This is a genomic window from Brevundimonas sp., assembly GCF_965279155.1.
Classification (GTDB): Bacteria; Pseudomonadota; Alphaproteobacteria; order Caulobacterales; family Caulobacteraceae; genus Brevundimonas.
This window is the reverse complement of record NZ_OZ257138.1, coordinates 48,584-62,146: the sequence shown is the minus strand read 5'-3', so window position 1 is coordinate 62,146 and position 13,563 is coordinate 48,584. Positions and strand designations below refer to the sequence as shown.

Genomic DNA, 13,563 nt, shown 5'->3' with positions numbered 1-13,563 from the left:
TCAGCGCCCTAATCCAGAGCCCTGAACCACTGATCCAGCAGTTGCGCCTCGGCGCGGCGCGCCTCTGTGCGTTCGGCGGCTTCTGCGTCCACGCCCCACTGTTCCTCCTGAAACAGCTCGTCGATCCGCGACAGGTCGAACGCCGCGCCGCCTTCCAGCGCGCCCTGCTCCACGGCTAGGGCCAGCACCGCCGACCCCAGCAACGGCACGGCCGTCGCCAACCCCGTCAGGCGGAAGTCATCCAACGACAGGGCGTGCGCCTTGACCCGCGCAATGGCGTCCGGCGACTGCGACCGATGCACGATGCCGGCGACAGGCTGCAGCTCAACGCCCATCTCGCGCGCGGCCCAGTCGCGCCACGGCCCCCATTCCCGCGCCTGGCGCTCGACCAACGGCGTCGGATGTTCGGCCAAATAGCAGACCACGTCCGACCCGGCGTAGGCCGCGATCTCATCGGCCACAGGCTCGCGGGCCTGACCGATCCGGTCGATGGCGGTCGAGGCCAGCCGCGTCGCCGGCATGGTCGAGGGATCGAGGAACTTCCCCTGCGCCGCCCATTCGTCGGCGACCAGCTGGGCTGCGGCCTGCGTCGGCAGGACCAGCGCCGCCTTGTCCGGCGTCTTGGGCGTGCGCCCGTCCAACAGCACAGCCCAGCCGCCATCAGCATGCGGCCCCACGACCGCCTCCTTCCAGAAGCGCGAAATCCGATCCGGCGACTGTTCGACGAAACGCGGACGATGCGGGGCGGGCTTGTCAGTCATCAGAGGTCCGTTGAGATCAGGCCGGCACGACGTCGAACGCCAGCGTCAGGCGCGACGCCTCGCCGCCGAACGGCTGGGTGCCGTGCCACATATAGGAAGGAAACAACACCAACGTCCCCGGCTGGGGCTGCACATGGTGTTCAGCCGCCAGGTTCGGCAGGCCTGGCGGCGCGCCGAACCGCAACCAGCCCTCGCGCCCCTCGCCGGCAACCTCATCTGTGATCACGGGCGGCAGTTCGATATGGCAGGCCGACGACAGCCAGCCGTTCGAATGGATATGGTCGGCGTGAAACCCGTTCGGCCGCAACCGCACGGACCAGCTGCCCTGGATGCGATAGTCGCCGGTATTGCGCGCCCTCAACGGATCGTCGCCTTGGCCCACCGCCGCCATATAGTCGCGGATCGGCTTGTCGATGGCCTGGAAGAAGGCCCGGATGGCCGGATCGTCGCTTTCGGACAGCGCAGCGGCGGTCTGCGATCCCCCGCGCAGCGACTGACCCACCGGATGGGTCTTCAGCGTGTGCAACTGATGCAGCACCCGCGCCAGATCGAGCAGATATGCTTCCAGCGACGCCCAGCCGTCCGGCGCCTCCAGCCGATAGGGACGCACGAAGGCGTCATAGTCGTACATCCGCCCATAGCGATCATCGCCCAGCATCCGCCAGGCCGTCGCCTGGAAGGCCAGCACATGCTGATTCAACGGCTCGCGCGCCCGCAGCGCCTCGATCGGCGCCAGCGCCGCCTCCGCCTCGCCCAAGGCCAGCAAACATTCGGCCTGGGTCACCATGATCGCCGGAACGTCCCCGCCGGCCAGCGCCACCGCCCGGTTCGCATGATCCAGCGCCCGGCGCGGATCCAGCGTCAGGCACGCCTGCGCCGCCGCCAGCTCCCCCGGCCCATCCAGCGGCCCGGCGACCAGCGTGCGATACGCCCGCTCCGCTTCCCCAGCGTATTCCAGCAGCCGCGCCTTGATCTGACGCGGCATGGGCGCGTCGGGCGATGCGGCGATGGCGGCGTTCAGCGGCGCGCAGGCGGCCTCCAGATCGGCGTCACGCATCCAGATCAACTGGCTAAGATCGCGCAGCGCATCGCCATAGCCGGGTCGCCGCGCCAGCGCCTGACGATAGGCGTCTTCCGCCTCATCGAACCGGCTCTGCGCCTGCAACGCCCGCGCCAGAACCAGCCAGGTCTCCGGCGCATCCCCGCCGATGGCCATGGCCCCACGACAGGCGGCCTCCGCCTCGGCCGCCCGCCCCAGATCGCCAAGGGTCGAGGCCAGATTGTGCCGCGCAGGCACGCTGTTCGGCCGAACCGCGATAAGTCGCTGGGACACCGCTGCGCTGTCCGCCAGACGCCCCACCCGCTTCAGCAGATCGGCATGCACCGACAGCGCCTGCCACGGCGCATCGGCCTTTGCGACCACCGCGGCCAGAACCTGCAAGGCCTCGTCCAGCCGTCCGGCAACGGCCAGGGCCTTGGCCTGTTCGACCTGTGCCTGCCCAACCTGTGCTTGGAAGCCCGCCGTCACCGGATTCGCTTCACGCCCAGGAAGGGATCGTCCTCCGCTTCGTCTTCGGAGAAACCGAAGTGGGCGAAGCCGGCCTTCATCTCGGGGCTCAGCGGCGCCGTAACCTTCAGCACGCCGCCGCGCGGGTGATCCAGTTCGATGCTGCGGGCGTGCAGTTGCAGTTTCAGCGGCCCGGACAGCTCCTTCGACTTTTCGTCCCCATATTTCGGATCGCCCAGGATCGGATGGCCGATCCCCGCCATATGCGCGCGCAGCTGGTGCGTCCGTCCGGTGAAGGGCCGCAGCGCCATCCACGACGCCCGGTGCGAGGCGCGGCTGACGGTCGAAAACGCCGTCTCGGCCGGTTCGGCCTTGGGGTCCTTGCGTTCGGCCGGACGCATCATCTCGAAGTCGTTGATGCCGGTCTTCTTCAGCGGCATGTCGATCTGGCCCGAATAGGGTTTCGGATTGCCGATCACGATAGCCCAGTAGGTCTTCTTGGCCTGACGCCGCGCGAATGCGCCCGCCAGCCGCTTGGCCGCCTCAGGCCCCTTGCCCAGCAGCAACACGCCCGAGGTGTCGCGGTCCAGACGATGGACCAGACGCGGCCGGTTGACCCCCTCGCCCCAGGCCGACAACAGACGGTCAACGTGACGGCTGGTCTTGGTGCCGCCCTGCACCGCCAGACCGTGCGGCTTGTTGATGGCGATGACCATGTCGTCTTCGTACAGGACCAGTGACTTGACGAACCGGATGTCCTGTTCGGACAGGGTGTGCATGTCCCCCGCCTGGCGCGAGGTGTCGTCGGGGATCGGCGGCACGCGCACGGCGGCCCCGGCGGTCAGGCGGCCCTCGGGCTTGATGCGGGCGCCGTCTACGCGGATCTGGCCGCTGCGCGCCATCTTCTGCACCTGGATATTGGACAGGTGCGGCCAGCGTCGGCGGAACCAGCGGTCCAGGCGGATACCGTCCTCGTCCTCGGCGACATAGATGGTCAGGACTTCACGTTTCGGAGCGTCCTTGGCGGCGTCTTTTTCAGCCTCATGCGGCTCGTCGGCGGGAGAATAGTCGGTCAAAGCGGAGCTCCAAGGGCGCGGCGGGCGATCATCAGGCCGACGAAAAGGGCCAGGATAGCCAAGACGACCGAGCCGACCACATAGGCGCAGGCCAAACCGATCTGGCGGCGCTCGATCATCTGCACCGCCTCCAGCGAATAGGACGAAAAGGTCGTGAACCCGCCCAGCACGCCAACGGCGGCGAACAGCCTCACCGTCTCCTGCTGCGCCCCGCCCCGGAACGCCAGCCAACCGACCAGCAGGCCCATCAGCAGGCCGCCCAAAACATTGGCCGCGAACGTGCCCAGCGGCCAGCCGGCGTTGGGCGCCAACCGCCCGGCGGCCAGCCCCAGGCCATAGCGTGCGACGGAGCCGATGGCCCCGCCTGCCGCGACGAGAAGTAAACGTGTCATCGTGCGGGCTTCTATACGCCGCACGCGCCGAAAGCGATGGTCAGCGCGGGATGGAACCCTGGACCGAGCGCGCATCATAGGCGTTGGGGCGATCCGGCTTCTGGCCCCGGCCCAAAACGACTTCCAGCGTGGTCGATGTCGGCTGCGGGCCGCTGAAGTTCAGACCCACGCCCACCCCGACGCCGGAGGCTGAATAGCCGCCATACCGGCTGCTGCCGCCGCCGATCGAAACGCTGGGGCGGACGCCGCCCGCCCCGCCCGGCCGACCGTCGGTCCAGCTCTGGGTCACCTCGAACCAGTCATAGCCCTGTTCGGTCGTCAGGTCGGCGGCGCGCAGCAAGGCCCAGTCGGCGACGCGCCCGGCCGCCCCCACGCCGTTATAGCTGACGCGATAGCGGTTGGACTCGATCCTCTGCTCCGAGAACCCCTGCCCGTTCGGTCCCTGCTGGGCGCCATAGGGGGCCAGGCTGGCGCAGGCGCTCAGCGCGAGGGCGGAAAGGCCGGTCAAGGCGATGGCGAGACGCTTCATCATAGGTATCCTTTCAACCACATAGCGCCATAACCGGCACGACGTTCCCTCAAACGCCCAGCAGCAGCGCGGCCAGCGCCAGTCCCGCAGGCAGGGCCTGGATCAGCAGGATCTTTCGACTGACGGTCGCCGCCCCATACAGGCCCGCCACGACGACGCAGGCCAGGAAGAAGATCTTGATCTGAAACCCCGGCTCGCCCAGCCACAGCCCCCAGGCCAGACCGGCGACCAGAAACCCGTTGTAGAGTCCCTGATTGGCGGCCAGCACCTTGGTCAGCTCGGCCTTCTCCACGCTCATGCCGAAGGCCTTGCGGCCGCGCGGCGTGGTCCACAGCACCATTTCCAGCACGACGATATAGGCGTGGATCAGGGCGACGACGGCGATCAGGACGGTGGCGACCATAGGGACCTCTCCAGGTTCTAAGATCACTCGACCACGGCCCGATCAGCCTCGCAAGCTCACAGGCCCAGCGCGGTCCGCAGTTTGGCGAAGTCCTCGGGCGGCGGCGCCTCCACAGTCGTCGTGCCGCCTTCGGGATGGGGGAAGCTCAGTCTGGCGGCGTGCAGCATCAGGCGCGGCGCCGGCCCGACCGCCGTGGTCAGGGCGCCGCCATACCGCACATCGCCGATCAGCGGCCGGCCGATATGGGCCATATGCACCCGCAGCTGGTGCATCCGCCCGGTCAGCGGCTCCAGCTCGACCACGGCTCCCTCCGTTCCCGAGGCCAGGGTGCGATATTTGCTCTGCGAGCCCTGCGCGCCCGGGGCATCGAAGGCGACGACCCGCATATAGCTCTCGCGCCCGATCTCCTCGCGCCGCAGCGGCGCGTCGATGGTCGCAGACGCCGGTTCGGGCGCGGCCGACAGCAGGGCCAGATACTGTTTTCGGAACCGTCGCATCTGCAGCGCCTTGCCCAGGAAGCTCGCCGCCGGCTTGGTCTTGGCCGCCAGGATCACGCCGGAGGTGTCGCGATCCAGCCGATGCACCAGCTCCGGCCGCTTGCCGTTCGACCGCGCAAACGCCCACAGCAGATCGTCCAGCGTATGCGCCTTGATCCTCCCGCCCTGACTGGACAGGCCCGACGGCTTGGAAAAGGCGATGACATGCGCATCCTCGTGGATCACCCACGAACGGACGGCGTCGATTTCGTCTTCGGACAGGGCGACAGGCTGGCGATCGGTCATCGGGGGCTTCTAGAGGTCAGTCGCCCGCCGCGTCCACAGTGCCGTCCACCGCCATCCGCGCCCGCATCTCGGCCCAGCGGTTCAGCCGCGCCTTGACCTTCTCCTCATGCCCCTCGCCCTTGGGCTTGTAGAAGGTGCGGCGCTCCATTTCGTCTGGGAAGAAGTTGGCGCCGGAGAATCCTTCGGGCGTATCCGGATCGTACTGGTAGCCCTTGCCGTATCCGAGTGACTTCATCAGCTTGGTCGGGGCGTTGCGAATATGGGCCGGCGGCATCAGCGAGCCCGTTTCGTACGCCGCCTTCTTCGCCGCCTTGAACGCCTCGTACACCCCCACCGACTTGGGCGCGGTCGCCAGGTGGACCACCGCCTGCGCCAGGGCCAGTTCGCCCTCGGGGCTGCCCAAAAAGTCGTAGGTGTCCTTGGCCGCATTGGCGACCAGGATCGACAGCGGGTCCGCCTCGCCGATGTCCTCTACCGCCATCCGCACGATGCGCCGCGCCAGATACAGCGGATCCTCGCCCCCATTCAGCATCCGCGCCAGCCAATAAAGGGCCGCATCCGGGTCCGACCCTCGTACCGATTTATGCAGCGCGGATATGAGGTTGTAGTGTTCTTCTCTCGACTTGTCATAAGCCGGCGCCCGGCGCTGCAGCACCCCGGCCAGCCCCTGCACGTCCAGCATTTCGCCTTCCGGCAGGTCGAACAAGACCTCCGACATGGTCAGCAGATAGCGCCCGTCACCGTCGGCCAAGGCCAGCATGGCCTGACGCGCCTCGGGCGACAGCGGCAGGGTCTTGTCCATATGCGCCTCGGCCCGCGCCAGCAGCTGATCCAGCGCCGCATCGTCCAGCCGCTTCAGCACATAGACCTGGCTGCGCGACAGCAGCGCGCCATTCAGCTCGAAACTGGGGTTCTCCGTCGTGGCCCCGACCAGAGTGACGACGCCCGCCTCAACGAAGGGCAGGAAGCCGTCCTGCTGGGCGCGATTGAACCGGTGGATTTCGTCCACGAACAACAGCGTCGACTGTCCCGCCGCCCGTCGCATCCGCGCCGCCTCGAACGCCTTCTTCAGGTCCGCGACGCCCGAGAACACCGCGCTGATCGCCTGATATTCATAGCCCGCCGCCTGTGCCAGCAGCCGCGCGATGGTGGTCTTGCCCGTTCCCGGCGGCCCCCACAGGATCATCGAGCCCAGCCGTCCGGCCTCGATCATGCGCCGGATCGGCCCGCCTAGGCCCAGCAGATGATCCTGCCCCACCACCTCGTCCAGCGTGCGCGGGCGCAGGCGGTCGGCCAGAGGGGCGTCGGGGGGCACAATGCCGGAGGCTTCGAACAGGTCGCTCATGTGTGCGACCTATGTAGTCGTTCGCCAAAGGCTTTTCACGCGTTAGTATGCCGACCTGCCACGGAGACCGCCTTCATGACCGACGCCAATCCGCATCAAGGCCCGACGTCGGGCCTGACGCCCCACCTGACGATCCCGTCGCGCGGCGCCTCGGCGGCGGTGGACTTCTACATCATCGCCTTCGGGGCCGAGGTGCTGGCCCGCAATCTGGCCGACGACGGCGAGCGCCTGATCCACGCCCATCTGAAGATCAACGGCGCCAGCATCATGCTGAACGACGAGTTCCCGGAATACAGCGGCGTCCAGGACGTGCGCCCCGCCGGCGTTACCCTGCACCTTCAGGTCGCCGACCCCGACGCCTGGTGGACCCGCGCCATGACCGTCGGCGGCGCCGAACCCGTCATGGACATGGCCGACCAGTTCTGGGGCGACCGCTACGGCCAACTCCGCGACCCCTTCGGCCACACTTGGTCCATCGGCGGCCCGACGAAGGGCTGAGGCTTAACGCAACACGCCGCGGATCTGACGGCCGCCGCGGTTGACGACGACCTCCCAAGGGCCGCGGCCGGAACTGGCGGTCTCGACGTCACGGGCGCTGGCGATGGCTTGGCCGTTGATGCTGACGATCAGATCGTTCTGGCGGAAGCCCGCGCGGGCAGCGTAGCCTCGGCCCGAGACGCCGGTGACAATGACGCCCGTGGCGAACGGATCGCCGCCCAGCCGGTCGGCCAGGGCCGGGTTCAGAGCCACGACCTCGGCTCCGGCGAAGGGACCGGCCGCGATGGTGACGCCCTGTTTCGGATCGGCGTCGCCCGGCAGGGGCTGAACCCGCGCCGTCAGAGTCTGCGCCCGCCCGTCGCGCAGGATGGCGACCTGAACCTGGTCGTTCGGATTGCGTGAGCCGACACGGTAGTTCAGCCCGCCCTGGTCGTTGATCTCCTGCCCATCGACGGCAGTGATCACATCGCCCTGGCGCACGCCCGCGCGCGCCGCCGGTCCGTTGGCGTAGACATCGGTGACCACCAGCCCTTGCGGCCGGGTCAGGCCCAGGCTGCCGGCGATGTCGCCGGTGACCGTGTCGCCCTTCACCCCCAGCCACGGCCGAACGACCGTCGTCGCGCCGCCCAGCGCCGAGTCCACCACGCGCTTGACCATGGCGGCCGGCACAGCGAACCCGACCCCGGCCGAGGAGCCCGAGCGCGAGAAGATGGCGGTGTTGATGCCGATCAGATCGCCGTCCATGTCCACCAGCGCCCCGCCCGAGTTGCCGGGGTTGATGGCCGCATCGGTCTGGATGAAGGAACCGCTGTCGGAAATGCCGGTCTCGGTCCGGTTCAGGGCCGAGATGATGCCGTTGGTCACCGTCTGACCGACGCCGAACGGGTTGCCGATGGCCAGGACCAGGTCGCCGACCTGCTGCTCTTCCTGGTCGTCGATGGCCAAAACCGGCAGGCGGTCGCTGACGTTCTCCAGCCTCAGCACCGCGATGTCGCTGCGCTCGTCGGCCAGGATGACGGTGGCGGGAAACTCGCGCCGGTCGTTCAGCACGACCTTGATCTGCTGGGCGCCGTCGATGACGTGGTTGTTGGTCACCACGATCCCGTCAGAGCGGACGATGACGCCGGACCCGACCGATTCCGCCACCCGCGCCTGGGGGATGCCGCCGCCGAAGAACTGGAAGAAGGGATCCGCCTGGACCCGCTGCACGCTGCGCGCCGAGATATTGACCACGGCGGGCGCAGCCGACCGCACCACGGGCGCAAAGCTGGATTTCATCCCCGCCGCATCGGACGGCGCCGTGCGCGTCGGCTGGGCGAACTCGCCCTCCTGCGCCTTGGAGCTGTTGGGATTGCCGCACGCCGACAGGGCGAATGCGGCGGCGAGCACGATCGATCGGGTCTTCATGGGCATCCGAAAAAGTCAGGCTTCAAGCGACGCCATACCGCACCCGGTTTCGGGCCGGATCAAGGCGTGTGAACCTCATCAACGGACAAGCTTTAGGGCCGTTCCGCACCGGGGCGCACCATCGTCTCCTGCCCATGCAATGGGGAGGAAAGGTCACGACTTGCCTCACCCCCGTTGCCGCAGGGTCTCAAGGCCTGATAGCGTCGCCATATGACACGCATCGCCCTGCCCCTGCTCGCCCTCCTCGCCCTGTCTGCATGCGCCACGCGCGGCGAACCCGTCACCTACGCCGAGACCGCCTCGGCCGCCGCCCGTGCGGCCGCCGCCCGTGCGGCCGCCGCCGTAGCCGGCCAAGGCGGCCAGACCCCGCAGGAAGCCTGGGACGCCGGCAACACCGCCTATCTGGCCTGGAACGGCGCCCGGCGCGGCTGGACCACCACCGAGAGCGGCTTGCAGTATCGCCGCGTCGGCAAGGCGCACCCCGAGGGCGCCCAGCCCTCCGGCTCCGACACGGTCAAGGTCCACTATCGCGGCACCTTCATCGACGGACGCGAGTTCGACAGCTCATACGCCCGCAACGAACCGGCCGAGTTCCCACTGAACCGCGTCATCAAGGGCTGGACCGAGGGCGTCGCCCTGATGCGGGTCGGCGAGATCTACGAGTTTGTCATCCCCGCCTCGCTCGGCTACGGCTCGCGCTGGGTCGGCGGCGACGAACTGCCGCCCAACTCGACCCTGCGTTTTTCGGTCGAACTGCTGGACGTCAAACCGGGCTGAGCCGGACAACAGGTCGCGGGGCGGAACGCCGCTCAAGCCTTTACTGTTGGCCCCATCATGATCCGCACCCTTCTCCCCGCCGCCTTCGCCGTTCTGATCGCGGCGACCACCGCCTCCGCCCAAGACTTGGCCCAGGACCGTCCGACCTACGGCCCCCGGTTGGAGGGCTACAACTACCCCTTTCCGGTCCAGACCTACGCCTTCACCTCCCAGCGCAAGCCGCTGGAGATGACCTATATGGACGTGGCCCCGAGCGGCCCGGCTAACGGCCGCACCGCCCTACTGCTGCACGGCAAGAACTTCTGCGCCGCCACCTGGGCTCCCACCATCCGCGTGCTGGCCGACGCCGGCTTTCGCGTGATCGCCGTCGATCAGATCGGCTTCTGCAAGGCCTCCAAACCCGCCGCCTATCAGTTCAGCCTCCCGCAACTGGCCGCCAACACCAAGGGCCTGCTCGACAGTCTGAACATCGACCGCGCCGTCATCGTCGGCCATTCGATGGGCGGCATGCTGGCGGCCCGCTTCGCCATCCAGCATCCCGACGCCGTCGAACATCTGGTCCTGGTCAACCCCATCGGCCTTGAGGACTGGCAGGCCGAGGGCGTGCCCTACGCCCCGCTGGACGCCGCCTACGCCAACGAGCGCCGCACCACCTTCGACAGCATCAAGGCCTATCAGCAGAAGGTCTATTACGACGGCCAGTGGCGACCCGAGTACGACGAACCCGTCGCCATGCTGGCGGGCATGTATGCAGGACCAGGCGGCGACGCCGTCGCCTGGAACCAGGCCCAGACCTCGGACATGATCTTCATCCAACCGATCGCGCACGAGTTCGCCCGCATCGCCGCCCCGACCACATTGATCATCGGCGGAACGGACCGCACCGCCCCCGGCGCCAACCGCGCCGCGCCCGAGATCCAGGCCCGCCTGGGCCAATATCCGGCGCTTGGCCGCCGAACCGCAGAGGCCATTCCCGACGCGACCCTGGTCGACTTCCCCGACCTAGGCCACGCCCCCCAGACCCAGGATCCCGACCGCTTCCACGCCGCCCTGCTGAAGGCCCTGAACTGACCAACTATGCGGGCTGGAGGAGGCTTTCCATCCTAATGCCGAACACAAACCCCAGGTCTTTCAGCGGCTTGGAACTTTGAACCGGCTTTCTTCCGGCCATAGGTAGCGCCGCCCGCATCATGGTCGGCATGACCGATGACAACTCCGATACTCAACCGAACTCGCCCGACTGGACCCGACGTTCCGCCGCGACCTGGGCCGCCGCCCGCAAGGATTACCTAGCCGGCGGTTTCGCCGTCGAGGTGTGCGAGCGTCATGGCCTCAGCCTCTCGACCTTCCGCTGGCGCGCCCGCACTGAGGGTTGGCGCCGATCGGATCAGCCGCATGGCGCCGTGTTCGAGCCGCTCGACACTTACGAACTGGACTTCATTGACCAGCGCCTGCCCTGCAACGCCTCCGACATGGCGCGCCTGGCCTGGGCCAACGCCTCCAAGGCGATGATCGACGGAAAGCTGATCGAGGCGCGGGGCTGGTCTCGCCTTCATCAGGACCTCGCACTGATCGCCACGGCTGACGACCAGACCGTGCACCGTCATCGCTCCTGGGCTGACGATCCCAAGTGGCATCACAAACTTCCGACCAAGCCGCCCTTGCGCCCGATGGAAGAGGAGTGAGCGAAATTGCACTTTCTTGCATTTTGCACGCGTTTTCGGGGTGCAGTGCAATTTGGGATCGGCGCTGACGCTTGACGCCTCGCCCCCTGCGGCGGACTGTCGCGGCGCTCCGATCCAGTCTGTAAGAGTCCCCGATGATCCGTCCCTGCCTGCGCGCCGCCACTCTCGCCTTCCTGCTCGTCTCGGCCGCCCCCGCCGCCCTGGCGCAGCAGGCCTCGACCTATCCGCCCGCCCTGCCCTCGCCCCTGCCGGCGATCCCCGACGCCCAGGACGTCGCCTATCCCGGCGTCATCACGCTCGACATCGACGCCACCAATCTGGCCCAGCACATCTTCGCCGTGACCGAGACCATCCCCGTCGCCCAGGCGGGTCCGATGACCCTGTTCTTCCCTGAATGGCTGCCCGGCAACCACGGCCCCGTCGGCCCCATCGCCCAGCTGGCGGGGATCGAGATCACCGCCAATGGTCAGCGCGTCGTATGGGTGCGCGACCCCCTGCATCCCTTCGCCTACCACGTCGTCGTCCCGGCCGGCGCGACCGCGCTGAACATCACCATGCAGCACCTGTCGCCGACGACCGGCGCCCAAGGCCGCATCACCATGACGCCCGAGATGCTGAACATTCAGTGGGAGAAGATGCTGCTCTATCCCGCCGGTCACTGGTCGCGGAACATCACGGTCCAGCCCACGGTCAAGTTCCCGACCGGCTGGCGGTTCGGCACGGCGCTGGAGCCCGAGAGCAAGACCGGCGACGTTCAGATCTTCAAGCCCGTCAATCTGGAAGTCCTGATCGACAGCCCCGTCTTCGCCGGCGTCCACTACCGCCAGATCGACCTGAACCCCGGCGGTCGTTCGCCGATCCGCGCAAATTTCGTCGCCGACGACGCCAAGAGCCTCGAAGCCACCAACGAGCAGATCCAGATCCTGCGCAATCTGGTCGATCAGATGGACCGCCTGTATGGCGCGCGCCACTTCGATCACTACGACTTCCTGATCGCCATGACCGACAAGCTGGGCGGCATCGGGCTGGAACATCATCGCAGCTCCGAGAACTCCGTCGATCCCGCCTTCTTCACAGGCTGGGACACGCATCTGGCCGACCGCGACCTGCTCAGCCACGAGATGAACCACTCCTGGGACGGCAAATGGCGCCGCCCCGCCGACCAGTATGTGCCCAACTTCAACTCGCCCCTGCAGAACAGCCTGCTGTGGGTCTACGAGGGCCAGACCCAATACTACGGCCAGGTCGTCGCCGCCCGCGCGGGCCTGCTGACGAAACAGCAGGCGATGGACTCCCTGGCCATGACCGCCGCGACCTTCGACACCCGCGTCGGCCGCGAATGGCGCGCGATGCAGGACACCACCAACGACCCGATCATCAGCCAGCGCCAGCCCAAGGGCTGGCTGTCGTGGCAGCGCGACGAGGACTACTATTCGGAAGGGCAGCTGATCTGGCTCGACGTTGACACCACGATCCGCGAGAAGACCGGCGGCAAGAAGTCGCTCGACGACTTCGCCCGCGCCTTCTACGGCGTTCAGGACGGCGATTACGCGCCGGCTCCCTATACGTTCGAGGATGTGGTCGCGGCCCTGAACGGCGTCGTCGCCAACGACTGGGCGACCTTCCTGCGCACCCGGCTGGACGGCGACGGCCCCGACGCCCGCGCCCCGCTGGACGGCCTGGTGCGCGGCGGCTGGCGGCTGGCCTATTCGGACACGCCCACCGACTATATGAAGACGCTCTACGCCGAGCTGAAGCGCAACGACTTCACCTATTCCCTGGGCTTCCAGACCGGCGAGGCCAACAAGATCCGCAGCGTCCAGTGGGACAGCCTCGCCTTCAAGGCCGGTCTCGCCGCAGGCATGGAGATCGTCGCCGTCAACGGTCAAGCCGCCACCCCTGACCGCCTCGCCGAAGCCGTCACGGCCGCAAAAGACCCCGCCACCGCCATCATCCTGATCGTCAAGGACGACGACCAGTACCGCACGGTCGCCTTCGACTACCACCACGGCCTGCGCTACCCCCGCCTGGAACGCATCGAGGGAACCCCCGACCGCCTCAGCGACATCCTGACGCCGAGAAGGCGCTAGATCTCCCCCACACAAGCGTCACTGTGGGCGTGACCTCTCTTCTCTTTCGTCATTCCGGGCGAAGGGCCGCTTGGCCCGAAGACCCGGAACCCAGCGGCGCCGAAGGCGAAATCCATCCGCCTTACGATGTTTGGAGAGCAAGTCCGCGACAGGTTCGCGCTCTCGCACGCCGCTGGGTTCCGGGTCTCCGCTGCGCTTCGCCCGGAATGACGAAAGGAAGGCCAGCGTCGCCTCCGCCAACACCTTCGCGCGCTGAGAGGTGACGTTGTGTCCCTTGACGCATCGCCCCCCGCCCCCGACGGTGCGGCTTC

The 13,563-nt window shown here is 67.8% G+C and carries 14 protein-coding genes; 5 read left to right on the top strand and 9 right to left on the bottom strand.

From position 1 onward, the window contains the following. Positions 1–8: 8 nt before the first annotated feature. From ACQY72_RS00290 to ACQY72_RS00255, 8 genes are all read right to left on the bottom strand, one after another. Positions 9–761 (bottom strand): ATP12 family chaperone protein, encoded by a 753-nt coding sequence (locus tag ACQY72_RS00290; protein ID WP_428154917.1) that lies wholly within the window; start codon positions 759–761, stop codon positions 9–11. 16 nt (positions 762–777) lie between these two features. Then, positions 778–2,289 carry a putative 2OG-Fe(II) oxygenase gene (locus ACQY72_RS00285; RefSeq protein WP_428154915.1) on the bottom strand — a complete coding sequence of 504 codons (1,512 nt, stop codon included), beginning with the start codon at positions 2,287–2,289 and terminating at the stop codon, positions 778–780. Beyond that, complete coding sequence (locus ACQY72_RS00280) at positions 2,286–3,266, bottom strand: RluA family pseudouridine synthase (protein ID WP_346497530.1); 981 nt, start codon at positions 3,264–3,266, stop codon at positions 2,286–2,288. Before ACQY72_RS00280 ends, ACQY72_RS00285 begins: the two co-directional genes overlap by 4 nt. Positions 3,267–3,340: 74 nt before the next feature. After that, entirely contained in the window at positions 3,341–3,736 is a 396-nt protein-coding gene (gene crcB, locus ACQY72_RS00275; RefSeq protein WP_428154914.1) for a fluoride efflux transporter CrcB, read from the bottom strand. A gap of 40 nt (positions 3,737–3,776) precedes the next feature. Continuing rightward, entirely contained in the window at positions 3,777–4,265 is a 489-nt protein-coding gene (locus ACQY72_RS00270) for a CC0125/CC1285 family lipoprotein (RefSeq protein WP_346497473.1), read from the bottom strand. A gap of 49 nt (positions 4,266–4,314) precedes the next feature. Continuing rightward, on the bottom strand, positions 4,315–4,668 hold the full coding sequence (locus tag ACQY72_RS00265) for a DUF1304 domain-containing protein (RefSeq protein WP_428154913.1): 354 nt from the start codon (positions 4,666–4,668) through the stop codon (positions 4,315–4,317). A gap of 56 nt (positions 4,669–4,724) precedes the next feature. Then, complete coding sequence (locus ACQY72_RS00260; protein WP_428154911.1) at positions 4,725–5,450, bottom strand: RluA family pseudouridine synthase; 726 nt, start codon at positions 5,448–5,450, stop codon at positions 4,725–4,727. A 16-nt stretch (positions 5,451–5,466) separates the two neighbouring features. Further along, a complete protein-coding gene (locus ACQY72_RS00255; protein WP_428154909.1) occupies positions 5,467–6,795 on the bottom strand; it encodes a replication-associated recombination protein A in 1,329 nt (442 codons plus the stop codon). 75 nt (positions 6,796–6,870) lie between these two features. Here ACQY72_RS00255 and ACQY72_RS00250 point away from each other — a divergent pair, with 75 nt between their 5' ends. After that, positions 6,871–7,293, top strand: a complete 423-nt coding sequence (locus ACQY72_RS00250) for a VOC family protein (protein WP_428154908.1) — start codon at positions 6,871–6,873, stop codon at positions 7,291–7,293. Positions 7,294–7,296: 3 nt separating this feature from the next. Here ACQY72_RS00250 and ACQY72_RS00245 read toward each other — a convergent pair whose 3' ends face one another. Beyond that, complete coding sequence (locus tag ACQY72_RS00245; protein WP_426017451.1) at positions 7,297–8,700, bottom strand: Do family serine endopeptidase; 1,404 nt, start codon at positions 8,698–8,700, stop codon at positions 7,297–7,299. A 210-nt stretch (positions 8,701–8,910) separates the two neighbouring features. Between ACQY72_RS00245 and ACQY72_RS00240 the strand changes: the two genes are divergently transcribed. The 4 genes from ACQY72_RS00240 (at position 8,911) to ACQY72_RS00225 (ending at position 13,252) form a co-directional block, all read left to right on the top strand. Further along, positions 8,911–9,477, top strand: coding sequence for an FKBP-type peptidyl-prolyl cis-trans isomerase (locus ACQY72_RS00240; RefSeq protein ID WP_428154906.1), 567 nt, complete (start codon positions 8,911–8,913; stop codon positions 9,475–9,477). A gap of 57 nt (positions 9,478–9,534) precedes the next feature. Further along, positions 9,535–10,548 (top strand): alpha/beta fold hydrolase, encoded by a 1,014-nt coding sequence (locus ACQY72_RS00235; RefSeq protein ID WP_428154905.1) that lies wholly within the window; start codon positions 9,535–9,537, stop codon positions 10,546–10,548. A 128-nt stretch (positions 10,549–10,676) separates the two neighbouring features. Then, entirely contained in the window at positions 10,677–11,162 is a 486-nt protein-coding gene (locus ACQY72_RS00230) for a hypothetical protein (RefSeq protein ID WP_428154903.1), read from the top strand. A 134-nt stretch (positions 11,163–11,296) separates the two neighbouring features. Beyond that, positions 11,297–13,252 (top strand): M61 family metallopeptidase, encoded by a 1,956-nt coding sequence (locus tag ACQY72_RS00225; protein ID WP_428154902.1) that lies wholly within the window; start codon positions 11,297–11,299, stop codon positions 13,250–13,252. The last annotated feature ends 311 nt before the right edge of the window (positions 13,253–13,563 follow it).